Below are 24885 nucleotides of genomic sequence, written 5' to 3'. Positions count from 1 at the left end.
GGTCAGGCCGGGAGGGACACCGAGGTGACCGGCATGGAGGAGTCCGGGGCAAACCCGATTCCGCTGGGCGCCACGCCCGCCATCACCAGCTGGGCACCGAGCGCGGCCACCATGGCGCCGTTGTCCGTGCACAGGTCCAGGGGCGGAACATGCAGCCGGATGCCGGCAGAGGCGCAACGTTGCCCCGTCAGTTCCCGCAGGCGCGAGTTTGCTGCCACCCCGCCACCCAGCAGGACGTCCTTGATGCCGTGCTCACGGCAGGCCAGGACCGCCTTGGACGAGATCACGTCCACCACGGCCTCCTGGAACGCCGCCGCGATGTCTGCCACGGGGATCTCTTCCCCCCGGGCTTCGAACTGCTCCACGCACCGGGCAACCGCCGTCTTGAGCCCGCTGAAGGACCAGTCGTAGCGGTGCGGCCCGGGTTCATCCGCAGTGCCCATGTACTTGGGCTGGGTGAGGCCGCGGGGAAAGCGGATCGCCTTCGGGTTCCCGTTGCGGGCCATTTTGTCGATGGCGGGACCGCCCGGGTAGCCGAGTCCCAGGATGCGGGCCACCTTGTCGTAGGCCTCGCCGGCGGCATCGTCGATGGTGGAACCCAGGAGTTCCACGTCGCTGGTGATGCTGTTGATCCGCAGGATTTCGGTGTGGCCGCCGGACACCAGCAGGGCCCCCAGGTTTTCCGGCAGCTCCTGCTTCCGGCCGCTTGCACGGTCGTCCAGGAGTCCCACGCCCACGTGCGCCACCAGGTGGTTGATCGCAAACAGTGGCTTGCCTGTGGCGACGGCGAGCGCCTTGGCAGCGCACACGCCCACCATCAGCGCGCCGGCAAGCCCGGGTCCGGAGGTGACGGCGATGGCGTCCACTTCCTCCAGGGTCACCCCGGCGTCCGCCAGGGCCTGTTCAAGGGTGGGGACGAAGGCATCAAGGTGCGCCCGGGAAGCGATCTCCGGGATGACTCCGCCGAAGCGGACGTGCTCATCCATGGAGGAAGAAACCGTGTTGGTCAGGAGTTCGGTGCCGCGGACGATGCCTACGCCGGTTTCGTCGCAGGATGATTCAATGCCCAGTACCAGGGGCTGGGTGCGGTTCATGCCTGGCCTGCTTCCGTTGCTTCGTGGCCTTCGGGGTGCGGTGCGGTCAGCTGGAGGCGCATGATGAGGGCATCCACGCCGTCCCGGTAATAGCGCGGCCGGACGTGGATCTGTTCGAAGCCGAACCGCACATACAGCTGCTGCGCCCGGGGGTTGTCGGCACGGACTTCGAGCAGGACATCGGCGGCGCCGCGCTGACGGGCCTCGTCGATCAGGTGCGTCAGCAGCGTGCTGCCGATGCCGCGGCCCTCATAGTCGGGGACGACCGCGATGGTCTGGACGTCCGCGATGGGCTCGATGCACATCAGGCCGGCGTACCCTACGATGCCGTCGCTGCCCTCCGCCACTAGGTAGTGGCGGGTCTCAGGCTGGGAGAGCTCGTCCAGGAACATTTGCACGGGCCAGGCGTCAATCGGGAAGAGCTTGTGTTCGAGAACGCCGACGGCGGGCACGTCGTCGAGGGTCATGTCGCGGATGGTGATTCCGGCCATGCGGGGGTCCGGGATGGTGGTCACAGTGCCCGCTTCCGTGGTCCGGGAACCTGGGCGTCGGATTCGCGCAGGTAAAGGGGGGTGGAGTCCAGCAGGGCGTGTCCGGAGGCGAGACGCGCGAGGGCGAACTGGCCAAGGTACAGGGCGTCCGGCTGCTCGCCGTCGAACTCCGGGTGGGCCTGGAGCGTCTCACCGTAGAGCCCGGCGCCTGCGCCGAAGGCGGGCAGGTCCGGAAGGTCTGCCGCGAAGCCGACATGCGGACCGTCCTCCAGCTGCGGCAGCTGGGCATCGCTGAGGCTGTAGCGGGCCCAGTAGACCTCCTTGCGGCGGGCGTCCGTGACCACCAGGAACTCGGATGGCGCCGCCGTGGATTCGGCAACTTCAAGAGCCACGGCATCCAGGCTCATCACGCCGTGCAGGGGCTTACCCCAGACGAAAGCCAGGGTGCGCGCCGTGGCAATGCCCGAACGCAGCCCGGTGAAGGGGCCGGGACCCACGCCCACCACGATGGCGTCGACGTCCTGCCCCTTGACGCCCGCCTCGGACATCATGGTGTGGATGCCCGGGGCGAGCACTTCCGCGTGGCTGCGGGTGTCTTCCGTGGCGAAGCTTGCCACTACGCTTTCCGGGGCGTCGTCCGACACAAGTGCGGCGCTGGCCACGGCCGAGGTATCAATGGCGAGAATCAGCACGGGTTGCTCCCTTCCGGGCTTCCGAGTTCGGGAGCCGTTGCCCACCGGGGCCCGTATCCGCGCATCACGATGGTGCGGGGTTCGTCGGTGTCCTCGCCGTCAAAGTCCAGGTCCGCGGAGGTTCCCAGCCCGGTGCTCCCCAGCCCGATACCACCCAGTCCGATGGCACGGTGCAGGTCGATTTCCAGGCGGCTGTCGCTCAGGTGTTCCACCCGTTCGTGCCCCCACTCCACCACCGTGACGGAGGAGTCCATGGTGTTTTCAAGGTCGATGTCGTCGATCTCCGCGGCCGAGCCCAGCCGGTAGGCGTCCACGTGGACCAGGTCCGGGCCGCCGGGACGCGGACCGTCCGGCAGGTTGGGATGGATCCGGACCAGGACGAAGGTGGGCGAGATGATGCCCGGGCGGACCCCAAGGCCCTCGCCCAGCCCCTGCGTGAAGGTGGTCTTCCCGGCACCCAGCTCGCCGGAGAGCACCAGCAGGTCACCGGCCCGCAGCACCTCCGCCAAACGGGCGCCGAACGCGTGGGTCTGTTCCGCCGTCGTCGCCGTAAAGGTCTTTTCCCAGTTGGCCGCCAACTGCCCGGGCGCACTCATGCCGCTCCCGCCTTGCCGCGGACGGCCGCCAGGCCCTGGCTGTTGTCCGCAGGATCGTCCTCGTTGATAAAACGGCGGGGGACGCGGGGGCTGATCCGGGTCACCACCTCGTAGTTAATGGTTCCGGCTGCGCGCGCCCAGTCGTCAACGGTGGGCCCCCCGTCGGCGCCGCTGCCGAACAGCTCCGCTTCCGTGCCCTGCAGGCCGGCTCCGGATGCTTCCGGCCCCAGGTCGATCACCATCTGGTCCATGGCGATCCGCCCCACCACGGGGTAGGTCTTGCCCGCGACGCGGACGGGACCGCCGGTGGCGACGCGGGGGACGCCGTCGGCATAACCCAGCGGAATGAGCGCGAGGGTGCCGGCTTCCCTGGTGCGGTAGTGCAGACCGTAGGAGACCCCCTGCCCCGCGGGAACCTGCTTGCACTGCGACACCAGGGTGCGCAGCGTCATGGCGGGGCGGAGGCCCAGCTCAGCGGAGGTGGTCCCATCAAACGGCGACAGCCCGTAAATGCCCAGGCCGACCCGCACCAGGTCGAAGTGGGTGTCCGGTCGGGACAACGTGGCGGGGGTGTTGGCCAGGTGCCGGACCTCAAGATCCACGCCCGCGTCCTCGGCGATGGCGAGCGCCTCACGGAAGGCTGCCACCTGCTGGTCCGTTTCGGGCCGCTCCGGTTCGTCAGCGACGGCCAGGTGGGAGAAGATGCCCACCACGCGCAGCAGGCCCTGGTCCTGGTATTCCACGGCCTCCCCCACCAGCCGGTCCCAGGTCTCAGGGGTGGCGCCGTTGCGGCCAAGCCCGGTGTCCACCTTGAGGTGGATACGTGCGGGGCGTTCCTGCTCACGTGCCGCGGCAACGATGCGTTCCAGCTCCCAGCCCGAGCAGCCGATGTCGACGCCGGCAGCCACGGCCGCGCCGAAGTTGCTGTCCGTGGTGTGCAGCCAGGCCAGCAGCGGTGCATCAATGCCGGCGGCGCGCAGCGCGAGGGCCTCGGAAATGTGGGCCACACCCAGCCAGGAGGCGCCTGCCTGCAGGGCTGCGCGGGCCACCGGTACGGCGCCATGGCCGTATGCATCGGCCTTCACGACGGCCATGACTTTCGCGGGGGAAGCAGCGGCGGCAAGCCGGCGGACGTTGTGCCGGATGGCGTCCAGGTCGATCACGGCGGACCGCTCATGGCGGGGGTCCGGCCCGGAGGCAGCACTGAATTCACCGGTCGTTGCGGGGTAGGTCACCTGATTGATTCTAGTGCGGGCACTTCGCGCCGAATAATCAGGGCCTCCAGCATCGCTCAGGCATCAGACAGGTGCGCGATGGTGGCTGAGGCGCGGCGCTGGGCAGCCAGCGGCACGTCCTCGATGATGTCCGCCAGGAATCCGAAGCGGCGCAGCCATTGGCTGGTCTGCCGTTCCGGCCGGGCGTTGGCGCGTTTCCACCAGTCGGCAATGTCGCCCCAGCCCGGCGCTGCCAGGGATCCGCCCACCTCCTGCACGGCCAGCGAGGCGCACAGGTTGGCGAACCGCAGCCTGTCCCCCAGCGGCCAGCCGGCAAGGGTGCCCACGATGAACGCCGCGTCAAAGCAGTCACCCGCTCCCGTGGGGTCATGGGCCTTGACGGGAAGCGACGGGACCCACTCCTCCTCCCCTGTTTCCGAGTCCACTGCCATGGCGCCCTGCGCTCCTAGGGTCACCACCGCCACGGGGACGCGGTCAGCCAGTGCGTAGAGGGCGTTCCACGGGCTGTCCTTGCCGGTGAAGGCCATGGCTTCGCGCTGGTTTGGCAGGAAGGCGTAAAAGTACTGCAGGTTGTCCAGCCGCACCGGCGCCCATTCCCCGCTGGGGTCCCAGCCCACGTCCCCGAACAGCTTCACTCCGGCCGAATGCGCAGCCCGGGCCCATGGTTCCAACTCCAAGCCCACTTCCGCGATGCCGGCGAGCGCGCTGGGCGGGTCTCCGATCAGTTCGGAGTTCGTCACCGGGGCAGAGTGCCCGTGGGTCACCAGGGAACGGTCCTGGTCCACGCAAAGGGATACCGTGACCGGCGAGTGCCAGCCCGGGACGCGGCGGGACAGACTGAGATCGACGTGTTCCTGGCCGGAGAGGATCTTCCAGTTGAAGTCCCCGTAGCCGTCGTCCCCGAAGGCGGCCGCAAGCCCTGTGCGCAGTCCCAGCCTGGCGGCGGCGATGGCCTGGTTCGCCACCCCGCCGGGGCAGCTGCCCATGCCATCGCTCCAGATTTCGGTACCTGGTTCCGGCCCGTGGGGCAGGCCAGTGAAGATGATGTCCTGGAAAACGGTCCCGGCGAGCAGGAGGTCGAATCCCGGCTCCGCGTGTGGGCGGACGGCAGCCAGCGGATCGAAGGTGCGGGCTGGCATCGCGTCCATAGTGCGCAGGATACGCCGCACCTTCGTGTTCCGGTAGGGGCTTTGGAACGGTCTGGACACGTTGTCAGGGGCCGGTCCTAGACTTCATCCATGCGGCTGATGATCGCCGGCGGCGGGGGTTTCCGGGTGCCGCTCATATACCGGGCTTTGGTGTCCGGGCCCTTTGCCGGGCTGGTCACCGAGCTGGTGCTGTACGACGTCGATCCCGCCCGGCTGCAGGCCGTCACCTCGGTGCTGCAGAGTATGCCCGCCAGCCAGGGTGGGCGTCTTCCCATACGTGCAACTACCGATCTTGTCTCTGCCCTGGACGGTACGGACATGGTTTTTGCCGCGATCCGCCCGGGCGGCACGGCGGGGCGGATCGCGGATGAGAAGGTGGCCCAGGACCTTGGGCTGCTGGGGCAGGAAACCACTGGCGCCGGCGGGATTTCCTACGCCCTCCGGACCATTCCGCACATGCTTGGCCTTGCCCGGCTAATGCGGGAGCACTGCCCGGACGCCTGGCTGATCAACTTCACCAATCCGGCCGGCATGGTTACGGAGGCGCTCCTCCCTGTCCTGGGCCACAGGGTCATCGGCATCTGCGACTCGGCGGGCGGACTGGTGCAGCGGGCCGCGCGGGCTGCGGGCGTCTCCTTGCCTGGGGGAAGGCTCGACGGCGTGGGCTACTACGGGCTGAACCACCTGGGCTGGCTGTACCGGCTGGAGTCCGGCGGGAGGGATGTGCTGCCTGGCCTGTTGGCTGACGCCGGTGCCCTGCAGACGTTCGAGGAGGGCAGGCTCCTCCCGCAGCCGTTCCTGGCCGCGCTGGGGCTGCTGCCCAACGAGTACCTGTATTACTACTACGAACAGGGCGCCGCCTGGCGGGCGATGCAGGCCATGGCACAGACCCGTGGGGAGACCATCCACGGCCAGCAGCAGGAGCTGTATCCGCGGCTGGCCTCTGCAGGGCCTGATGCCTACCGGCTGTGGGAGGAGGCCCGGCGGTCGCGGGAGGAGGGGTACCTGGCCGAGGCGCGGCGTGACGGCGAGCGCCGGACCGAGGAAGACCTGGCGGGTGGCGGGTATGAACGGGTGGCGCTGGCCGCCATGCGCGCCCTGGCCGGTGGTGGGGAGGCCCAGCTGATCCTGAATACCCGGAACGCCCTGCCTCCTCCTGTCCGCCCGGAAACGAGGGCACCTGAACCGGCCCCGGCCGGGCCAAGCCCTTCCCAACCCGCCATTCCCGGCCTTCCCGCGGACGCCGTCGTCGAAATTCCCTGCACTGTCACCGCTACGGGTGCCGTCCCGCTGCCGCAGCAGCTGCCCGCCGGGGCGCAGCTCGAGCTGCTCCAGCGGGTCAAGGAGGTGGAAAGACTCACGGTCCAGGCCGCCACAACCGGGGACCGTGCCGCGGCCCTTGCGGCCTTCGCCCGGCATCCGCTGGTGGATTCGGCAGGCCTGGCCGGCAAGCTCCTGGCCGGCTACGAACAGGCATTTCCGGATCTGGGGAAGATGTGGGAGGGCGGTGAGCGTTACGGGAAGGAGTAGTGTTTTACCGAATGCGCACTGAACCGGCTCCCCTCACACGCGCCGGCGGCCGGAAGGAGGTTCCATGGCACTGATCCGCAGGGTCGCTTTGCTCTCCCTCCACACCTCCCCCATGGAACAGCCCGGTTCGGGCGATGCCGGCGGAATGAACGTCTACATCCGCGAGCTGGCGTCCGCGCTGGCGGAGGCGGGTGTTGAGGTGGAGATCTTCACGCGCGCCACTTCCGTTGACCAGCCCGCCGTCGAGCATCCCGATCCCGGTGTGTGCGTGCACAACGTGCTGGCCGGACCGCCCAGGAAGATCCCCAAGGAGGAGCTCCCCGGGCTGCTGCACGCCATGGTGGCGGAAATCGAGCAGATCCGCCGGCGCCAGCCGCACGGGCGCTACGACGTGATCCATTCGCACTACTGGGTGTCCGGGATTGCCGGGCTGGAGCTGTCCCAGCTGTGGGGCGTGCCGCTGGTGCACACCATGCACACCATGGCCAAGGTCAAGAACCTGCTGCTGGAGTCCGGCGAGCAGCCGGAGCCGCGGCGGCGTGAGCTGGGCGAACACCGCATTGTGGAGGGTGCGTCGAGGCTCATCGCCAACACCAGCTCCGAGGCCGCCGAGCTCGTCTCCCACTACGGGGCCACCTACGACCGCATCGATATCGCGCCGCCCGGCGTGGACCTCGCCACGTTCACCCCGGCATTCCGCGCACGGTCCAGGGCACAGCACGGCGTCAGCCCGGACACCTTCCACCTCGTCTTCGCCGGCCGGATCCAGCGGCTGAAAGGTCCGCAGGTGCTGGTGAAGGCGGCCGCGCTGCTGCGGAAACGCCGCCCGGACATCGACCTGCGCGTCACCATCCTGGGTGCCTTGAGCGGCAACAAGGAGTTCAACCTCCGCTGCCTCATCAAGGAGGCAGGAATGGACGACGTCGTCACGCAGCTTCCGCCCGTCAAGGCGCCTGAGCTTGCGTCCTGGTTCCGCGCGGCCGACGTTGTGGTGATGCCTTCCTTCAGCGAATCCTTCGGGCTGGTGGCCCTCGAGGCCCAAGCCTGCGGCACGCCGGTGGTGGCCACGCGCGTGGGCGGGCTGTCGCGTGCGATCTTCCATGGCCGTACCGGGTTGCTGGTGGACGGCCACCACGCTGCAGACTGGGCCGACGCACTGGAGGCCCTGTACGACGACCCCGCCACCCGCGAGGACCTGGGCCGGGCCGCCGCCATCCGTGCGCAGAACTCCGGCTGGCAGCGCACTGCCGCCATCACGCTGGAAAGCTACCATGCCGCCGTCGACAACTTTGCAGTCCGCCGCCTGGCCCCGGTGGTTCCCGCTTCCTGACGTTCCTTCGTCCTCCGGCCTGCTCCTGTTAGCTTAGGGGCAGGTCTCCGGCGCGGGCCGGTGCAGGAAAGGACAAGGATGTCAGCGTTTCCTTCTGATCTTGAAATAGCACGCGCTGCCCGGATCCAGCCCATTGGGGACATTGCAGCTGCCGCCGGGGTCAACGCCGACGCCCTGGAGATGTACGGGCGGTACAAGGCGAAGATCGATCCGGGCCGCCTCGCTGCCCCCGCTCCGCACGGCAAGGTGGTGCTGGTCTCGGCCATGTCGCCCACCCCGGCCGGAGAGGGTAAATCCACCACCACCGTTGGGCTGGCGGACTCGCTGGCCCGTGCCGGGCACGAGGTGATGATCGCGCTGCGGGAGCCGTCGCTGGGACCGGTGCTGGGCATGAAGGGCGGCGCCACCGGCGGGGGTTATTCGCAGGTGCTGCCCATGGACGAGATCAACCTGCATTTCACCGGGGACTTCCACGCAATCACCTCAGCCAACAACGCCCTGATGGCACTGGTGGACAACCATATTTACCAGGGCAACGCGCTGAACATCGATCCGCGCCGGATGACGTTCAAGCGCGTCCTGGACATGAACGACCGGTCCCTGCGGGAGGTGGTCATTGGCTTGGGCGGGCCGACGCAGGGCGTGCCGCGCCAGGACGGTTTCGACATCACGGTGGCATCGGAGATCATGGCCGTTTTCTGCCTGGCCACGGACCTGGCAGACCTGCGCACCCGGCTGGGCCGCATCACGTTCGGTTACACCTATGACCGGAAACCCGTAACTGTTGCGGACCTGGGTGTCGAAGGGGCTCTAACGCTGCTCCTGAAGGAGGCCGTCAAGCCGAACCTGGTGCAGACCATCGCAGGTACGCCGGCCCTGGTGCATGGCGGCCCCTTCGCGAACATCGCGCACGGCTGCAATTCGCTGATTGCCACCCAGACCGCCCGGCAGCTGGCGGACATCGTGGTGACGGAGGCCGGTTTCGGGGCGGACCTGGGGGCCGAGAAGTTCATGGACATCAAGGCGCGGCACGGCGGCCTGGCCCCGTCCGCCGTCGTGGTGGTGGCTACCCTGCGTGCCCTGAAGATGCAGGGCGGGGTGGCGAAAGACCAGTTGACCCGCCCGGATGTTGCTGCCCTTGAGGCGGGCGTGGTCAACCTGCGCAGGCATGTGCGCAACGTGGAGAAGTTCGGGGTCACGCCGGTGGTGGCCATCAATCAGTTCTCGTCCGATTCGCCCGAGGAACTCGACTGGCTGCTGGCCTGGTGCGCGGCGGAAGGGGTGCGGGCGGCCGTTGCGGACGTGTGGGGCCGCGGCGGCGGGGGCGATGGCGGTGACGAGCTCGCCGCATTGGTGGCCCAGGCAGTCGAAGCGCCCAGCAGTTTCCGGCATCTGTACCCGCTGGAGCTGCCTGTGGAGGACAAGATCCGCACTATCGCCCAGGAGATCTACGGCGCCGACGGCGTGGACTTTTCCGTTCCGGCGCTGAAGCGGTTGGCCGACATCGAGCGGAACGGCTGGGGCTCCCTGCCGGTCTGCATGGCCAAAACGCAGTACTCGTTCACGGACGATGCCTCCCGCCTCGGCGCGCCCAAGGGATTCACCATCCACGTCCGGGACCTGCTGCCGAAGACGGGTGCGGGCTTCATCGTGGCCCTGACCGGCGCCGTGATGACCATGCCGGGCCTCCCCGCCGCCCCGGCCGCACTGCGGATGGACGTGGACGCCGAAGGCAACCCCATAGGCCTCACCTAAAGCGACCCGTTGCTCTATCAGATATGGCTCCTAAAACAAGGGTTTAGGAACCATATCTGATAGAGCAATGAGGGGTGTGGATAAGTTCTGCGGGGTGGACGGCGTCCGGTAAACAATGATCTCCATGCGTCCTGTTTCGCCGCTGCCGGCCCACCTCGAAACCATTCCCTTCACGGTGGCTGAAGCGCGGGCGGCAAGCCTTAGCCGGGGCCGATTGCGCTCTTCCGATCTGGCTTCGGCCGGTCGCCTGCTGTATGTGCCGGCCGGCTGGGACTTCGAGCTTCCTGCAATGGCACGGGCCGTCAGCGCGGCGACTCCCGGAGCGTGGATATCGCACGTAACGGCAGCCAGGTTGCTTGGGCTATGGCTTCCGCCCTGGCTCCAGGACAGCCGGGTGCTGCACCTCAGCAAAACCCGGGCGCTGCCGCCGGTTCGACGGGACGGCGTGGTTGGGCACACCGTGCTCGTACGCGAAGGCGAGACGATGGACTGGGAAGGCGTTCACATCTCGACGCCGGCCCGGACCTGGCTGGACCTTTGCCGTCTACTTCCCTTGGAGCATGCGGTAGCGATCGGGGATCAATTGGTCCGGCAACCGCGCGATGGACTCGAGCTTCGCACCACGCCGTGGGCGACGGTCCAGGAACTCCGGGGGCTGCTGAAGCGGCACCCAAAGATGCAGGGCATCGTAAAGGCCCGCGCCGCCGTCGAACTTATCCGCGTCGGCGCAGACTCCGCGCCGGAAACCTTTCTGCGCCTCGCCCTGGTTGATGCAGGGCTGCCTGAACCCGAGCTGCAGGTGAGAATTGTTGCCGGTGATCCCTACTCGCCGTCTGCCGACCTCGGGTACCGGGCGCGGCGGATTGCCATACAGTACGACGGCGGCCATCACCTTACTCGCGAACAGCAGTCCCGCGACAACCGCCGGGACGCCTGCTTCCACTCCGCCGGCTGGCGCTACTTCAAATTCAACGCTGATGACCGCGCGAACGACTTCCGGCGGGCCGCCGGTTTGGTCCGCGCAGCGCTGCGGGAGCCTTAAACACCAGTTGCTCTATCAGTTTTGGTTCCTAACCGGGAGGTTTAGGGACCAAAACTGATAGAGCAACCTGGTGGTTTTGTAAGGGTTAGCGCTCCACGTCGCCGCGGATGAAGGCTTCGACCTTTTCGCGGGCGAGGTCGTCGTTGAACTGCTCCGGCGGGGACTTCATGAAGTAGCTCGACGCCGACAGCAGCGGCCCACCGATGCCGCGGTCCAGGCCAATCTTGGCCGCCCGGATCGCATCGATGATCACGCCGGCGGAGTTCGGGGAATCCCACACCTCCAGCTTGTACTCCAGCGACACAGGGGCGTCGCCGAAGTTCCGGCCTTCGAGGCGGACAAAGGCCCACTTGCGGTCGTCGAGCCACTGGACGTAGTCGGACGGGCCGATGTGCACGTCCTTGGCAGCAAGTTCAGCCTCAACGTTGGAGGTCACGGCCTGGGTCTTGGAGATCTTCTTGGACTCCAGCCGGTCACGTTCCAGCATGTTCTTGAAGTCCATGTTGCCGCCGACGTTCAGCTGGTAGGTCCGGTCCAGGGTCACGCCCCGGTCTTCGAACAGCTTGGCCATAACGCGGTGGGTGATGGTGGCGCCGATCTGGCTCTTGATGTCATCGCCCACGATGGGCACACCGGCGGCGGTGAACTTGTCAGCCCACTCCTTGGTACCGGCGATGAAGACTGGCAGGGCGTTCACGAAGGCAACGCCAGCGTCGATCGCTGCCTGGGCGTAGAACTCGGCAGCCTCCTGCGAACCGACCGGCAGGTAGCAGACCATGACGTCAACTTTGGCGTCCTTCAGGGCCTGGACCACGTCCACGGGCTCTTCGGTGGACTGCTCGATGGTCTCCAGGTAGTACTTCCCCAGCCCGTCCAGGGTGTGGCCGCGCTGGACCGTCACACCGGTGGGGGGAACGTCGGCGATCTTGATGGTGTTGTTCTCGCTCGCCGAGATGGCATCGGAAAGGTCAACGCCGACCTTCTTGCCGTCCACGTCAAACGCGGCGACGAACTCAACATCACCTACGTGGTACGGGCCAAACTCGACATGCATGAGGCCCGGAACAGTATCCGCGGGATCGGCGTCCTTGTAGTACTGGACGCCCTGCACCAGCGAGGCGGCGCAGTTGCCCACGCCAACGATTGCAACACGAATGGGATGTGAAGACACAGAACTCCTTTGGGGACAAACGTCAGCCTGCCTGGTTTGCCGCCATGGAATGGACGACGGCGGCCGGCTGGCTTGGCGCCGCGCGGCGCCTTTTCATACTACCCAACACAGCGGGACCGGCAGTTGTTCCGCCGGTCCCGCTGTGTAATGAAAACAAAGCCCGTCAGGCGTTCTGCTTCCAGAGGTTAATGTCCGACTCCACTGCGAATTCGTCGATTGCTGTCAGTTCGTCATCAGAGAAGCCGAGGTTGTTGATGGCGGACAGGCTGTCCTCCAACTGCCGGACGCTGGAGGCGCCGATCAAGGCGGACGTGACGGGCGAGCCCTTGGGCTGGTCACGCAGGATCCAGGCGATGGCCATCTGGGCCAGTGTCTGTCCGCGGCCTTCGGCGATCTTCCGCAGCCCGCGGACCCGGTCCAGTTTCTCCTCGGTGATGGACTCTTCGGAGAGGAAGCGGGCCTTGGCGGCACGCGAGTCGGCGGGAATGCCGTGGAGGTAGCGGTCCGTGAGCATTCCCTGTGCCAGGGGCGAGAAGGCGATGGATCCGGCCCCGACCTGGTCCAGCACCTCGTACAGGTTGGGTGATCCGTCTTCGGTCCAGCGGTTGAGCATGGAGTAGCTGGGCTGGTGGATCAGCAGCGGCGTGCCGAGTTCCTTGAGGATCCGGGCGGCATCGAGGGTCTGCTCCGGGGTATAGGAGGAGATGCCGGCGTACAGGGCCTTGCCGGAGCGGACGGCGTAGTCCAGGGCGCCCATGGTTTCCTCCATGGGTGTTTCGGGATCGGGCCGGTGGCTGTAGAAGATGTCCACGTAGTCCAGGCCCATGCGCTGCAGCGACTGGTCCAGGCTGGAGATTAGGTATTTGCGGGATCCCCATTCGCCGTACGGACCGGGCCACATGTAGTAGCCGGCCTTGGTGGAGATCACCAGTTCATCCCGGTACGGCTTGAAGTCGTCCTTGAGGTGCCGGCCAAAGTTCGTTTCCGCGGACCCGTCCGGCGGCCCGTAGTTGTTGGCGAGGTCGAAGTGGTTCACCCCGAGGTCGAAGGCACGGCGGAGGATGTCGCGCTGTTCCTCGAAGCGCTTGTCGTCGCCGAAGTTGTGCCACAGGCCCAGGGAGATGGCCGGGAGCTTGAGGCCGCTGCGGCCCACCCGGCGGTAGGGCATGGATTCGTAGCGGTTGTCCGCTGCAATGTAAGTCATACGTTCCATCCTGCCAGTTGTGACCCGCGCTACACGGGAGGTTGTTAGCGCTAAGAAGAAACGTTACGCCGGAGGCGCAGGCCCCCGGCGTAACTCTCGATTCAGGACTTGAGGATCGCCGCACTCCACGGCGCCAGGGCGAGGGACCCGCCGTCCAGGGCGCTCCCCTCGTCCGTGGCCAAAAGGAGGTCGCCGGCCGCATCGTCCAGCCGGACCTTGGCGTCCGTGAGGTTCACCAGCACCTCAACGGAGCCGCGCCGGAAGCGCAGCCAGCCGGCGTCGTCGTCGAACGAAACCTCCGTCTCGCCAAAGCCGAGACCCGCCAGGTCCGGATGCTGGCGCCGCAGCGCCGTCAGCGACTTGTACAGCTCCAGCAGCCGCGCATGGTCACCCGTGGCGGCCTCCGACCAGTCCAGCTTGGACCGCTTGAAAGTTTCCGGGTCCTGCGGATCAGGCACGACGGCGGGATCCCACCCCATGCGCTCGAATTCCTTGATGCGCCCTTCCGCGGTGGCCTTTCCGAGCTCCGGTTCAGGGTGCGAGGTGAAGAACTGCCACGGCGTGGAGGCTCCGTATTCCTCACCCATAAACAGCATTGGGGTGAACGGTGAGGTCAGCGTGAGCACCGCGGCCACGGCCAGCTGCCCGTAGGACAGCGACTGCGAGAGCCTGTCCCCCGTGGCCCGGTTGCCGATCTGGTCGTGGTTCTGGTTGCACACCACCAGTGCAGCCGGGTGCACCAACGAGGCGTTGATGGGCCGGCCGTGGTGCCGGCCGCGGAAGCTCGAGTAGCTGCCGTCGTGCAGGAACCCGTCCTTCAACACCTTGGCCAGTACAGCGAGGGACTCGAAATCCGAGTAGTAGCCCGTCGTTTCGCCGCTGACGCTGACGTGCACCGCATGGTGGAAATCGTCGCTCCACTGCCCTTCCAGCCCGTACCCGTTGACGTCCCGGGGGTAGATCAGGCGCGGGTTGTTAAGGTCCGATTCCGCGATGAGGGTCTTGGGCAGCCCGGTCTCAGCCGAAACGGCGTCGCCCAGGGCCCCCAGCTCCTCCAGGATGTGCACGGCCCGCTCGTCCCGCAGCGCGTGCACGGCATCGAGCCGGAGCCCGTCCACGTGGTAGTCGCGCAGCCACAGGGCGGCGTTGTCCAGGATGTATTCCCGCACCACGTCGGAGCCGGGTCCGTCCAGGTTCACCGAATCGCCCCAGGTGTTGGCGTCGCCCTGTTTCAGGTACGGGCCGAACTTGGGGAGGTAGTTCCCGCTGGGACCCAGGTGGTTGTACACCACGTCCTGGATGACGCCGAGTCCTGCGGCGTGGGCGACGTCGACAAACCGCTGGTACGCAGCAGGCCCGCCATAGCCTTCATGCACGGTGTACCACTGGACGCCGTCGTAGCCCCAGTTGTGGGTGCCGTTAAAGCCATTGACCGGCAGCAGCTCGATGAAGTCGATGCCCAGGTCCACCAGGTAGCCCAGCTTCTCCGCCGCTGCGTCGAGGGTTCCTTCGGGCGTGAAGGTGCCCACGTGGAGCTCGTAGATGACGGCTCCCTGCAGGTCCTTGCCGCGCCACCCGGCATCCTTCCACGCGTAGGCCGCGGGGTCGTAGGTCCTGGACTGCTCGTGGACGCCGGCGGGCAGCCGGCGGGAGCGGGGGTCCGGGACGGGGGTGGTGTCCCCGTCCAGCAGATAGCCGTAGTCCACGTCGCCGTCCGCAGGGGCGTCGGGCGCCGTCCACCATCCTTCGGAGCCGGGCGCCGTTTCCTTCTTCTGCATGGGGTATTGCCGGCCGTCGGCCAACAACACCACCGACGAAACGTCCGGCGCCCACACATCGAAGCGTTCGGGTCCAACGTTGACCAGGGTCATGCCTTTTCTCCATCCACAGGTGCCAGCAGGGCCACCGGGTAGGTACCCAGCACCTCCGCGACCGAAACCTGGCCGGGTCCGTAGCTGGCCCCAGTGAGTTCGTCGCGCATGGCAGTGGAAAGGACGACGGCGGTGTCCCGCCATCCGCCCCCGGCCTGCAGTCCGGCGGGGAGCCGGGTGGCCAGTGTGAGGGCACCGGAGAAAGCGTCCGTTCCGCGGCTGAACGCGAGCAGGTGCTCCGCGGCGGCGCCGGTGGCGGTCACGGGCGAGTATCCCTGGAACAGCTCCGGCCGGTCCCGGCGCAGGCGCAGTGCCCGCGAGGTGGCCAGAAGCTTGCTGGCCTCTGTGCCCGCGTCCGGCAACTCGCCGGCGTCGAGCTTTGCCAGTGCCTCCTGGCGCGCATCGAAGTCCACGGGCCGCCGGTTGTCCGGGTCCGTGAGCGAGCGTTCCCAGAACTCACTGCCCTGGTACACATCCGGCACGCCGGGCATGGTCAGCTGGACCAGCTTGGCGGAAACCGAGTTGGCCGCGGAGAAGGCGTCGATCCGGGCCACGAAGTCCGTGACCACCTTGGCGACCGTGGCGTCGTCGAAGACTGCGTCGACGGCGGACTGCACCCTGGACTCGAAGTCCTCGTTGGGGTCGGTCCACTTGGTGGAGTTGCCGGCCTCCCGGGCCGCCTTTTCGGCGTAACCCTGCAGGCGTTCCCGGCTTGCCGGCCAGGCGCCGACGATCGCCTGCCACAGCAGGTTCTCGTACGGGCCGTCCGGGATCGGCGCCAGTTTACGCAGCTCCGCCAGCGTTTCCGCCCACTCCTCCGGCAGCTCGGCGATGACCGAGATCCGTGCCCGGGCGTCCTCGCTGCGCTTGGTGTCGTGGGTGGACAGGGTGGTCATGGACAGCGGCAGCTCCTGCTGGCGGCGCTCCATCCGCTGGTGGAATTCCTCCGGGGACACTGCGAACTCGGTGGGTTCGGCACCCACTTCGGTCAGCGTGCCCAGACGGGTGTAACGGTAGAACGCGGTGTCCTCCACGCCCTTGGCCATGACCATGCCGGAGGTCTGCTGGAAGCGGATGGCGATGGGATTGGCCGGGTCCAGCAGCAGCGGAAGGAGGGTTCCCACCGCTACTTCGAGGTCCGGCCGGTGCGCCGCGGCGGACTCGCATGCCTCCTTGAGGACGTCGGCTCCCACTGGCAGGTAGGACCGGTAGACCGGGAAGGACGCGATGATCTCGGCGATGGCGTCGGCTGCCTGGTCCACCGTGATCCCGTGGGACTCGGGAACCAGCCGGGCCAACCGCAGCACCTCGGAGCGCAGGATGCCGTCGGCAATCATGCGCTTGGTGCCGCGGATCATTTCGGCGTAATCGGCGGGCTCGGAGGTACCCCTCAGGGAGGCATCCAGCGCGTCCAGCGCCTGCTGCCCTGCCGGGTCAACGAAGACCCGGTCCACGTCCGCCAGTGCGTCGTAGCCGGTGGTCCCTTCGCAGGCAAAGTCCTGCGGCAGCACTTCGCCCGGCTCCAGGATCTTCTCCACCAGGACGTACGCGCCACCGCTGAGGTCCTTGAGCCAGCGGAGGTAGCCCGCGGGATCGGCCAGGCCGTCCGGGTGGTCCACGCGGAGCCCGTCCACCAGGCCTTCGGTGAACCAGCGGCCCACCTCGGCATGGGCCTTCTCGAAGACGGAAGGCTCCTCCACCCGGATGCCGGCCAGCGTGGTGACCGCGAAGAAACGCCGGTAGTTCAGCTCGGCATCCGCCCGGCGCCAGTCCATCAGCTGGTAGTGCTGGCGGCTGTGCACGTCCTGCGGGGAGTCACCTTCGCTGTACGTGCCCTCGGCCAGCGGGAAGCGGTGGTCGTAGTAGCGGAGTTCGCCGTCCTTGACCTCCAGCTTGTCCAGGTCGTCGTCCGAGCCCAGCATGGGCAGCCGGACCTTTCCGCCGCCCAGCTCCCAGTCGACGTCGAACGCTTCAGCGTAAGGTGACTCGCGGCCCTCCTTGAGCAGGGACCACCACCAGGGGTTCTGCACGGGGGTGGCGACGCCCACGTGGTTGGGCACGATGTCCACCAGGACGCCCATGCCGTGTTCGCGGGCCGCCTTGGACAGGGCCAGGAGGCCTTCCGGTCCGCCGCGGTCCGGGTCCACGGCGGAAGGATCGGTCACGTCGTAGCCGTGGTCCGAGCCCTTTTCCGCGGTGAGGATGGGCGACAGGTACACCCAGTCGACGCCGAGGTCCTTCAGGTACGGGACCTTGTCCGCGGCGTCGAAGAGGGTGAAGCTGCTGCGGATCTGGAAGCGGTAAGTGGAGACCGGGGTCCTCATGCCTTGGCTTCCTCGTCGGCGCCCGTTGCCCTTGCCTCGCTTGCTTCTGCCGCCTTGGTCTGGGCTTCCACCATCTCCTCCTGGGCTTCCTCCTGCTCGGCCATGGACGCGATCGAGGCGGCTGCGGAATAGTCAACCTCTTCCTCCGGGCCGGAGTAGGCGCGCAGGACCACCATGGACTTCGCGTCCAGCTTCAGCGTGGCACCGGCCTTGAGCGGCTCGTAGTCGTCTGCCTGGGCGGCGGTGTCGAACTGGACCTCCCAGTACTGCGAGTACTCCTCGGACGGAAGGCAGAAGTCCACGGCGTCGTCGTGCGCGTTGAAGGCCATGATGAAGCTGTCATCGGTGATCCTGCGGCCGCGGGAATCCTGTTCCTGGATGCCGTCACCGTTGTAGAACACGCCGATGGTCCGGCCAAAGCCGCTCCCCCAGTCCTCCGGCAGCATTTCGGTGCCGTCGGTCTTCAGCCAGACGATGTCCGGCAGCTTCTCGCCTTCGCCACGGCGGACCGGGCGGCCGTCGAAGAAGCGGCTGCGGCGGAACGTGGGGTGGTCGTGGCGGAGCTTGTTCACGAAGGCGGTGAACTCAACCAGCGGCTGGTCCATGGCCTCCCAGTGGATCCAGCTGAGCTCGGAGTCCTGGCAGTAGGTGTTGTTGTTGCCCTGCTGCGTGCGGCCGAGTTCATCGCCGTGCAGCAGCATGGGAACGCCCTGGGAGAGCAGCAGCGTACCGATGAAGTTGCGCTGCTGGCGGGCGCGGAGTGCCAATACCTTCTCGTCGTCCGTATCGCCTTCCACGCCGCAGTTCCAGGAGCGGTTGTGCGATTCGCCGTCGTTGTTGCCTTCGCCGTTGGCTTCGTTGTGCTTCTCGTTGTAGGACACCAGGTCCCGCATCGTGAAGCCGTCGTGAGCGGTGACGAAGTTGATCGACGCCACCGGGCGGCGGGCCGAGCTTTCGTACAGGTCGGCGGAGCCGGTGAGGCGGGACGCGAACTCGCCCAGGGTGGAGGGCTCGCCGCGCCAGAAGTCACGGACGGTGTCGCGGAACTTGCCGTTCCATTCCGTCCACTGTGGCGGGAAGTTGCCCACCTGGTAGCCGCCCGGGCCAACGTCCCACGGCTCGGCGATCAACTTGACCTGGGAAACTACGGGGTCCTGCTGGATGAGTTCGAAGAAGGTGGAGAGCTTGTCCACGTCGTAGAACTCACGGGCCAGGGTGGAGGCGAGGTCGAAGCGGAAGCCGTCCACGTGCATCTCGGTGACCCAGTAGCGCAGGGAATCCATGAGCAGCTGCAGGGAGTGCGGGTGGCGGACGTTCAGCGAGTTGCCGGTGCCGGTGTAGTCCATGTAGTGCTTGCAGTCGTTGTCCACCAGGCGGTAGTAGGCCTGGTTGTCGATGCCCTTGAAGGACAGCGTGGGGCCCAGGTGGTTGCCTTCGGCGGTGTGGTTGTAGACGACGTCGAGGATCACTTCGATGCCCGCACGGTGCAGGTCGCGGACCATGGCCTTGAATTCCTGGACCTGGTGTCCCACGTCGCCGGTGGCGCTGTAGGTGTTCTGCGGCGCGAAGAAGCCGATGGTGTTGTAGCCCCAGTAGTTGTTGAGGCCCTTCTCCACCAGGGTGCCGTCGTTGACGAACTGGTGGACGGGCATGAGCTCGATGGCGGTGACGCCGAGCTTCTTCATGTGCTCGATCACTGCCGGGTGTGCCACGCCCGCGTAGGTGCCGCGCTGCTCTTCGGGGATCTCCGGGTGCAGTTCGGTGAGGCCCTTGACGTGGGCTTCGTAGATGACCGACTGGTGGTAGGGGATCTTCAGCTGGCGGTCGCCATCCCACTCGAAGAACGGGTTGATCACAACGCCGTGCATGGTGTGCGGCGCGGAGTCGGCGTCGTTGCGGGAATCGGGGTCGCCGAACTCGTAGGAGAAGAGCGCGGGATCCCAGTCGATCTGCCCCTGGATGGCCTTGGCGTAGGGGTCCATCAGCAGCTTGTTGGGGTTGAAGCGGTTGCCGCTTGCCGGATCGTAGGGTCCGTGCACGCGGTAGCCGTACTTCTGGCCGGGCTGGATGTGCGGCAGGTAGCAGTGCCACACGTAGCCGTCCACCTCGGTCAGCTCGATCCGGGTCTCGGTCAGGTCATCGGCCAGGAGGCAGAGTTCAACCCGCTCTGCCCGTTCGCTGAACAGTGCGAAATTGGTGCCGGTGCCGTCAAAGGTAGCTCCCAGCGGGTAGGCATTTCCAGGCCAGACTTCCATCGTGCTCCTCATTTATTGGTCAGCAGCAGACGGCATTTGAACGCCCCTACTGCTGGTGCGAACTAATGCCTACCGTAGTGGTTGGCTGTGACTATTACGTTTCCACGCTCCATAGTTACTAAGCATGCTGACTTTACCCCAAATTTCGGGTAGGGCATCCGCAACGCGGCCTGCGGTGATCGGGCCGCCGGATACGGCCTCCGATGCGGCCCTCCCCGCCTGGCCGTGCAGTGCCGCGCCAAGTGCGGCGATGGCGGCCCACCGCCCCTCCGGTTCAACGCCCAGCTGACGGAAGCGGCCGACGTCGGACCCTGCCTGGGCGAGCAGCGCACCAATGACGCCGGCCAGGACGTCCCCACTGCCGGCAGTGGCAAGCCACGGCGTGCCGTCCACCTGGCTGTAGGTGGTGCCCCAGGGTGCAGCCACGAGCGTCGTGGCGCCCTTGAGCAGCACGGTGGCCCCGGTGCGGTCAGCCGCATGGCGGACGGCAGCGAGCGTTGCGGCTTCCACCGACTCCCGGTCCTCCCCGCGGCCCAGCCGGTGGAACAGCGACGCGAGCTCACCGGCGTGCGGGGTCAGCACCACATGCGGGGCCAGGATGGCAGGCAGTGCCGGCAGCGCACCGGCGTCGGCCACGACCGGAAGGTCCGACGCAATGGCGTCCCGTGCACGGGTCAGCTGTTCGTGGTCGTGCGGTCCGAGGCCGGAGCCCACCAGCCAGGCCTGCACCCGGTTTTCGGCCACGGTCCCGGTGCTGCAGACAACCTCGGGGCAGGACTGACGGACCAGGTCGGCTACGGACGGCGGCCCAAGGTACCGGACCATGCCCACCCCCGCGGCAAGCGCGCCGCGGCAGGCGAGCACTGCGGCGCCGGGGTAGTCCTCGGATCCGGCCACCACGCCCAGCACGCCGCGGGAGTACTTCTGGGCGCGCCGGGCCGGGTGCGGCAGGAGGCGCTCGAGGTCGGGGTCCTCGAGGCGGCGCAGCGTGGGCTGCGGCAGGTGCTCCTCGATCCCGATCGGCACCACCAGGACGCGGCCGGCGTAATCGGCACCGGGATCGGCCAGCAACCCTGACTTTGCGCCGCCGAACGTGACTGTCAGATCGGCCGGCAGGACCGGGACGGAAGCCTCGCCGGTATCGGCGTCCACTCCGCTGGGAAGGTCGCAGGCCACCACAAAGCCGGGGCGGTGTGCGTCCGCGATGGCCTGCATGAGGTCTGCAGCGCTCCCCCGCAGCCCGCCCTTGGCGCCGGTCCCCAGGACGGCGTCAATCACGACGTCGGCCGCGGCGGCTTCGGCGGCCAGTTCCGGAAGTGCCGCTTCAGTGAGCCGGTGCATCCTGCCGCCGGCGCGCTCAAATGCGGCCAAGCCAGCCGGGTGGGCCGCATCTCCGGTGAGTACCGCCGTCGTGCGCATCCCACGGGCCGCGAGGAAAGCGGCGGCATACAAGCCGTCCCCGCCGTTGTTGCCTTTGCCCACCAGCACCACGACGCGGGCACCGTTCAGGCGGGTGCCGCTGTCCTTGAGCTCATGGGCGACGGCGTTGGCCAGCCCGTGCGCGGCGCGCTGCATGAGCGTGTCCCCCAGACCGGCGGCCAGGAGGGGTTCCTCGGCTGCGCGGACCTGCGTTCCGGTGTAGGCGCTGATCATGGCGGCCGCCCGTATCAGCCCTCGGCCAGGACCGTAGCAGTGGCAATGCCGCCGTCGTGGCTGATGGACAGGTGCCAGCGCTTGACGCCCTTGGCCTCGGCTACAGCCAGGACGGTGCCCTTCACCTGGACGGTGGGCCCGTTCTGGTCCAGGCCGATCCAGCAGTCCTGCCAGTTCATGCCGGCAGGGGCGCCCAGCACCTTTGCCACGGCTTCCTTCGCGGCGAAACGGGCAGCCAGGGAGCGGGTGTTCAGGTCCCGTTCCGCAGGTACGAACAGGCGGTCCCTCAGGCCCGGCGTCCGCTCCAGCTGGCGGCCGAACCGCTCAATGTCTACTACGTCTACCCCAATGCCAACGATCATGCGGTTCATTCTACGGTTGCACCCCTCTGCCGGAAGCCGGTCCACGCCGCTGGCCGCCGCTGTCCGCCATCAGCGCAAAAGCTGGACTTTAACGCGCAAACCCCGGGCCGTTGGGGGCCCGGGGTTTGCGTCTCACAGCAATTACTCGACGGTGACGCTCTTGGCGAGGTTGCGGGGCTGGTCCACGTCGTAGCCCTTGGCTGCTGCGAGTTCCGCGGCGAAGATCTGCAGCGGGACGGTGGTGAGCAGGGGCATGAGCAGGGTGGGGGTTTCGGGGACGTAGAAGACGTACTCGGCGTAGGCCTTGACGGCTTCGTCGCCTTCCTCGGCGATGACCAGGGTCCGGGCGCCGCGGGCGCGGACTTCCTGGATGTTGGAGACCACCTTGGAGTGCAGCGAGTCGCGCCCGCGCGGGGACGGGACCACCACGAACACCGGCTGGCCTTCATCGATCAGGGCGATGGGGCCGTGCTTGAGCTCACCGGCGGCGAACCCTTCGGCGTGGATGTACGCGATTTCCTTGAGCTTCAGCGCACCTTCCAGGGCCACGGGGTAGCCCACGTGTCGGCCCAGGAACAGCACGGACTTCTCGTCCGCCATGGACCGGGCCAGTTCCCGCAGCGGTCCGGCGTTGTCCAGGATGGTCTGGATTTTGGCGGGGATCTTGTTCAGGTCCGCCAGGACGTCCTTGATCTGCCCGGTGAAGATGTTCCCGCGCAGCTGTGCCAGGTACAGGCCCAGCAGGTACGCGGCGGTGATCTGGGCCAGGAACGCCTTGGTGGAGGCCACCGCGATCTCCGGGCCGGCGTGCGTGTACAGCACGGCGTCGGATTCACGCGGGATGGTGGAGCCGTTGGTGTTGCAGATCGAGATGGTCTTCGCGCCCTGTTCCCGGGCGTAGCGGACGGCCATCAGGGTGTCCATGGTCTCCCCGGACTGGGAGATGGAGACCACCAGGGTGTTCTCGTCCAGGATCGGGTCCCGGTAGCGGAACTCGTGCGCGAGCTCCACCTCGGTGGGGATCCGGCACCAGTTCTCGATCGCGTACTTCGCCACCGTGCCGGCGTAGGCGGCGGTGCCGCAGGCCAGCACGATGATCTTGTTGACCTGCTTCAACAGCTCCGGATCGATCCGCAGCTCATCCAGGGTCAGCTTGCCGTCCAGGTCCGACCGGCCCAGCAGGGTCTGCGCCACGGCGTCGGGCTGGTCATGGATTTCCTTCTCCATGAACGAGGAGAAACCGCCCTTTTCCGCCGAGGCCGGGTCCCAGTCCACGTGGTATTCCTTGCCCTGCGCCGGGTTGCCGAAGAAATCGGTGATCGCCACCGAATCAGCGGTGATTGTCACGATCTGGTCCTGGCCCAGTTCCACGGCGCGGCGGGTGTAATCGATGAACCCGGACACGTCCGAGCCCAGGAAGTTTTCCCCCTCGCCCAGGCCCACCACCAGGGGTGAGTTGCGGCGGGCGGCCACGACGACGTCGGGCTGGTCTGCGTGCACGGCCAGCAGGGTGAAGGCGCCCTCCAGGCGCTGGCAGGCCAGCTCCATGGCGCGGGTCAGGCCACCGTTGGCGGGGTCCCCGCCCAGCTGGTTGCGCAGGATGTCCGCCAGCAGCGCGGCAGCGACCTCGGTGTCCGTCTCGGACAAGAACGTCACGCCCTTCTCCAGCAGCTCCTGCTTGAGTTCGGCGAAGTTCTCGATAATGCCGTTGTGGATCACGGCGAGCTTGCCGCCATCAGCCAGGTGCGGGTGCGCGTTGCGGTCCGTCGGGCCGCCGTGCGTCGCCCACCGGGTGTGCCCGATCCCGGTCAGGGTCTCCGGCAGCGGCCGGGCCTCCAGCTCACCAATCAGGTTGCTCAGCTTTCCGGACTTCTTACGCGCCTCAATGGTGCCATCAGACACCACAGCCACACCGGCAGAGTCATAACCGCGGTACTCCAGGCGGCGCAGTCCCTCAAGGACAACGTCCAACGCACTGTGACCATTAATTGCACCGTCAACTGAACGGCCTACATACCCCACGATTCCACACATAGGCTCAAGACTATCGGCAGCGTGCCTGTTGCTCTAAACCGGCTGGCCCCGCTGCCGTACGCCTGCGACCTACGCCGCGCTGAGCAGGGGCGTCATTTCGCGATGGGCCGGGCGCGGGGCAGAATCTTTAGGTGACTTCGCAACGCAACGACGCGAACGGGGAGGGTGCCTCGCCGTTCGTGGAGCTGGACCGGCACACCTGGTCCCGCCTCGCCGCCCAGATGGAACAGCCCCTTAATGAAGAGGACGTGCTGCGCCTTCGCGGGCTCGGCGACCCCCTGGACATCAACGAAGTCAGGGACGTTTACCTGCCGCTGTCCAGGCTCCTGCACCTTTACGTCGAGGCGGCGGGGCAGCTGCACGCGGCCACCACCACGTTCCTGGGCGAGCAGACCCAGCGCACCCCGTTCGTCATTGGCGTCGCCGGATCCGTTGCCGTGGGCAAGTCCACCATCGCGCGCGTGCTGCGGGAGATGCTGCGCCGCTGGCCCGGCACCCCCAACGTGGAGCTCATCACCACCGACGGTTTCCTCTATCCCCTGGCCGAGCTCAAACGCCGCCAGCTGCTGGACCGCAAAGGCTTCCCCGAGTCCTACGACCGCCGGGCGCTGCTGCGGTTCGTGAGCGAGATCAAGGGCGGCGCCGAGGAAGTGCGCGCACCCTGGTACTCCCACGTCACGTACGACATCGTGCCCGGCAAGGAAGTGGTGGTCCGCCGCCCCGACGTGCTCATCGTGGAGGGCCTGAACGTGCTGGCCCCGGCACGGCCCCGGCATGACGGCCGGCAGGGCCTGGCCCTCAGCGACTTCTTTGACTTCTCCATCTACGTGGACGCCAAGACCTCCTACATTGAGGAGTGGTACGTGGACCGGTTCCGGAAGCTGCGGAGCACCGCGTTTGCACAGCCGGAGTCCTACTTCCACCGCTACGCCACGCTGTCCGATGAGGAAGCCGAGAGCACCGCCCGGGACATCTGGAAGCGGATCAACGAGCCCAACCTGGAAGAGAACGTGCTTCCCACGCGGGGCCGGGCCCAGCTGGTGCTGACCAAAGAGGCGGACCACTCCATCCGCCGTATGCTGCTCCGGAAGGTTTAGC

19 protein-coding genes are annotated in these 24885 nt (G+C 67.3%); 5 read left to right on the top strand and 14 right to left on the bottom strand.

The genetic code is table 11. From position 1 onward, the window contains the following. Window positions 1-2 precede the first annotated feature (2 nt). The 6 genes from tsaD to FBY30_RS12480 are packed head-to-tail and all read right to left on the bottom strand — an operon-like array spanning window position 3 to window position 5256. Window positions 3-1094, bottom strand: coding sequence for a tRNA (adenosine(37)-N6)-threonylcarbamoyltransferase complex transferase subunit TsaD (gene tsaD / locus FBY30_RS12505; protein WP_142133140.1), 1092 nt, complete (start codon window positions 1092-1094; stop codon window positions 3-5). Beyond that, window positions 1091-1585, bottom strand: a complete 495-nt coding sequence (gene rimI / locus FBY30_RS12500; protein WP_142135233.1) for a ribosomal protein S18-alanine N-acetyltransferase — start codon at window positions 1583-1585, stop codon at window positions 1091-1093. Before rimI ends, tsaD begins: the two co-directional genes overlap by 4 nt. A 20-nt stretch (window positions 1586-1605) precedes the next feature. Then, a complete protein-coding gene (tsaB, locus tag FBY30_RS12495; RefSeq protein WP_142133139.1) occupies window positions 1606-2277 on the bottom strand; it encodes a tRNA (adenosine(37)-N6)-threonylcarbamoyltransferase complex dimerization subunit type 1 TsaB in 672 nt (223 codons plus the stop codon). Next, window positions 2271-2873: a tRNA (adenosine(37)-N6)-threonylcarbamoyltransferase complex ATPase subunit type 1 TsaE gene (gene tsaE / locus FBY30_RS12490; RefSeq protein ID WP_142133138.1), complete on the bottom strand. Its 603-nt coding sequence runs from the start codon at window positions 2871-2873 to the stop codon at window positions 2271-2273. The genes tsaB and tsaE overlap by 7 nt, the downstream gene beginning before the upstream one ends. Then, the gene (gene alr / locus FBY30_RS12485; protein WP_142133137.1) at window positions 2870-4108 is read right to left on the bottom strand and encodes an alanine racemase; all 1239 of its coding nucleotides are present in this window, start codon (window positions 4106-4108) and stop codon (window positions 2870-2872) included. Before alr ends, tsaE begins: the two co-directional genes overlap by 4 nt. Before the next feature lie 56 nt (window positions 4109-4164). After that, window positions 4165-5256, bottom strand: coding sequence for a carbohydrate kinase family protein (locus FBY30_RS12480; RefSeq protein ID WP_142133136.1), 1092 nt, complete (start codon window positions 5254-5256; stop codon window positions 4165-4167). A gap of 90 nt (window positions 5257-5346) precedes the next feature. On the opposite strand from FBY30_RS12480, the gene FBY30_RS12475 reads away from it, so the two are divergent. From FBY30_RS12475 to FBY30_RS12460, 4 genes are all read left to right on the top strand, one after another. Continuing rightward, window positions 5347-6786, top strand: coding sequence for a family 4 glycosyl hydrolase (locus FBY30_RS12475; protein ID WP_142133135.1), 1440 nt, complete (start codon window positions 5347-5349; stop codon window positions 6784-6786). 64 nt (window positions 6787-6850) lie between these two features. Then, complete coding sequence (mshA, locus tag FBY30_RS12470) at window positions 6851-8116, top strand: D-inositol-3-phosphate glycosyltransferase (protein WP_142133134.1); 1266 nt, start codon at window positions 6851-6853, stop codon at window positions 8114-8116. Window positions 8117-8194: 78 nt separating this feature from the next. After that, on the top strand, window positions 8195-9871 hold the full coding sequence (locus FBY30_RS12465) for a formate--tetrahydrofolate ligase (RefSeq protein WP_142133133.1): 1677 nt from the start codon (window positions 8195-8197) through the stop codon (window positions 9869-9871). Between the two features lie 124 nt (window positions 9872-9995). After that, window positions 9996-10913 (top strand): hypothetical protein, encoded by a 918-nt coding sequence (locus FBY30_RS12460; protein ID WP_142133132.1) that lies wholly within the window; start codon window positions 9996-9998, stop codon window positions 10911-10913. Between the two features lie 85 nt (window positions 10914-10998). Here FBY30_RS12460 and FBY30_RS12455 read toward each other — a convergent pair whose 3' ends face one another. The 8 genes from FBY30_RS12455 to glmS all read right to left on the bottom strand — a co-directional run bounded on the left by FBY30_RS12455 (window position 10999) and on the right by glmS (window position 23787). After that, entirely contained in the window at window positions 10999-12084 is a 1086-nt protein-coding gene (locus FBY30_RS12455) for an inositol-3-phosphate synthase (RefSeq protein ID WP_142133131.1), read from the bottom strand. A 163-nt stretch (window positions 12085-12247) separates the two neighbouring features. Beyond that, window positions 12248-13288, bottom strand: a complete 1041-nt coding sequence (gene mgrA, locus FBY30_RS12450; protein ID WP_142133130.1) for an L-glyceraldehyde 3-phosphate reductase — start codon at window positions 13286-13288, stop codon at window positions 12248-12250. A gap of 101 nt (window positions 13289-13389) precedes the next feature. Further along, on the bottom strand, window positions 13390-15159 hold the full coding sequence (treZ, locus tag FBY30_RS12445; protein ID WP_142133129.1) for a malto-oligosyltrehalose trehalohydrolase: 1770 nt from the start codon (window positions 15157-15159) through the stop codon (window positions 13390-13392). Next, window positions 15156-17483 carry a malto-oligosyltrehalose synthase gene (gene treY / locus FBY30_RS12440; RefSeq protein ID WP_142133128.1) on the bottom strand — a complete coding sequence of 776 codons (2328 nt, stop codon included), beginning with the start codon at window positions 17481-17483 and terminating at the stop codon, window positions 15156-15158. Before treY ends, treZ begins: the two co-directional genes overlap by 4 nt. Further along, entirely contained in the window at window positions 17480-19738 is a 2259-nt protein-coding gene (glgX, locus tag FBY30_RS12435; protein WP_142133127.1) for a glycogen debranching protein GlgX, read from the bottom strand. Before glgX ends, treY begins: the two co-directional genes overlap by 4 nt. 69 nt (window positions 19739-19807) lie before the next feature. After that, entirely contained in the window at window positions 19808-21391 is a 1584-nt protein-coding gene (locus tag FBY30_RS12430) for an NAD(P)H-hydrate epimerase (RefSeq protein ID WP_142133126.1), read from the bottom strand. 14 nt (window positions 21392-21405) lie between these two features. Then, on the bottom strand, window positions 21406-21753 hold the full coding sequence (locus tag FBY30_RS12425; protein WP_141942574.1) for a holo-ACP synthase: 348 nt from the start codon (window positions 21751-21753) through the stop codon (window positions 21406-21408). A 141-nt stretch (window positions 21754-21894) separates the two neighbouring features. Next, window positions 21895-23787: a glutamine--fructose-6-phosphate transaminase (isomerizing) gene (gene glmS / locus FBY30_RS12420; RefSeq protein ID WP_142133125.1), complete on the bottom strand. Its 1893-nt coding sequence runs from the start codon at window positions 23785-23787 to the stop codon at window positions 21895-21897. 131 nt (window positions 23788-23918) lie between these two features. Between glmS and coaA the strand changes: the two genes are divergently transcribed. Beyond that, complete coding sequence (coaA, locus tag FBY30_RS12415; protein ID WP_142133124.1) at window positions 23919-24884, top strand: type I pantothenate kinase; 966 nt, start codon at window positions 23919-23921, stop codon at window positions 24882-24884. The last annotated feature ends 1 nt before the right edge of the window (window position 24885 follow it).

Origin of the sequence: Arthrobacter sp. SLBN-83 (assembly GCF_006715285.1) — a bacterium.
GTDB lineage: Bacteria > Actinomycetota > Actinomycetes > Actinomycetales > Micrococcaceae > Arthrobacter.
The sequence above is the reverse complement of the archived record's forward strand: the minus strand, read 5'-3'. Positions and strand labels throughout refer to the sequence as shown.

What these genes read in the sequence shown, in the direction of transcription:
- rimI (WP_142135233.1), bottom strand. Translation starts at nt 1,585, where the DNA reads ATGGCCGGAATCACCATCCGCGACATGACCCTCGACGACGTGCCCGCC.
- FBY30_RS12480 (WP_142133136.1), bottom strand. Translation starts at nt 5,256, where the DNA reads ATGGACGCGATGCCAGCCCGCACCTTCGATCCGCTGGCTGCCGTCCGC.
- FBY30_RS12460 (WP_142133132.1), top strand. Translation starts at nt 9,996, where the DNA reads ATGCGTCCTGTTTCGCCGCTGCCGGCCCACCTCGAAACCATTCCCTTC.
- mshA (WP_142133134.1), top strand. Translation starts at nt 6,851, where the DNA reads ATGGCACTGATCCGCAGGGTCGCTTTGCTCTCCCTCCACACCTCCCCC.
- glgX (WP_142133127.1), bottom strand. Translation starts at nt 19,738, where the DNA reads ATGGAAGTCTGGCCTGGAAATGCCTACCCGCTGGGAGCTACCTTTGAC.
- tsaE (WP_142133138.1), bottom strand. Translation starts at nt 2,873, where the DNA reads ATGAGTGCGCCCGGGCAGTTGGCGGCCAACTGGGAAAAGACCTTTACG.
- mgrA (WP_142133130.1), bottom strand. Translation starts at nt 13,288, where the DNA reads ATGACTTACATTGCAGCGGACAACCGCTACGAATCCATGCCCTACCGC.
- treZ (WP_142133129.1), bottom strand. Translation starts at nt 15,159, where the DNA reads ATGACCCTGGTCAACGTTGGACCCGAACGCTTCGATGTGTGGGCGCCG.
- glmS (WP_142133125.1), bottom strand. Translation starts at nt 23,787, where the DNA reads ATGTGTGGAATCGTGGGGTATGTAGGCCGTTCAGTTGACGGTGCAATT.
- FBY30_RS12425 (WP_141942574.1), bottom strand. Translation starts at nt 21,753, where the DNA reads ATGATCGTTGGCATTGGGGTAGACGTAGTAGACATTGAGCGGTTCGGC.
- tsaD (WP_142133140.1), bottom strand. Translation starts at nt 1,094, where the DNA reads ATGAACCGCACCCAGCCCCTGGTACTGGGCATTGAATCATCCTGCGAC.
- FBY30_RS12475 (WP_142133135.1), top strand. Translation starts at nt 5,347, where the DNA reads ATGCGGCTGATGATCGCCGGCGGCGGGGGTTTCCGGGTGCCGCTCATA.
- FBY30_RS12430 (WP_142133126.1), bottom strand. Translation starts at nt 21,391, where the DNA reads ATGATCAGCGCCTACACCGGAACGCAGGTCCGCGCAGCCGAGGAACCC.
- treY (WP_142133128.1), bottom strand. Translation starts at nt 17,483, where the DNA reads ATGAGGACCCCGGTCTCCACTTACCGCTTCCAGATCCGCAGCAGCTTC.
- FBY30_RS12465 (WP_142133133.1), top strand. Translation starts at nt 8,195, where the DNA reads ATGTCAGCGTTTCCTTCTGATCTTGAAATAGCACGCGCTGCCCGGATC.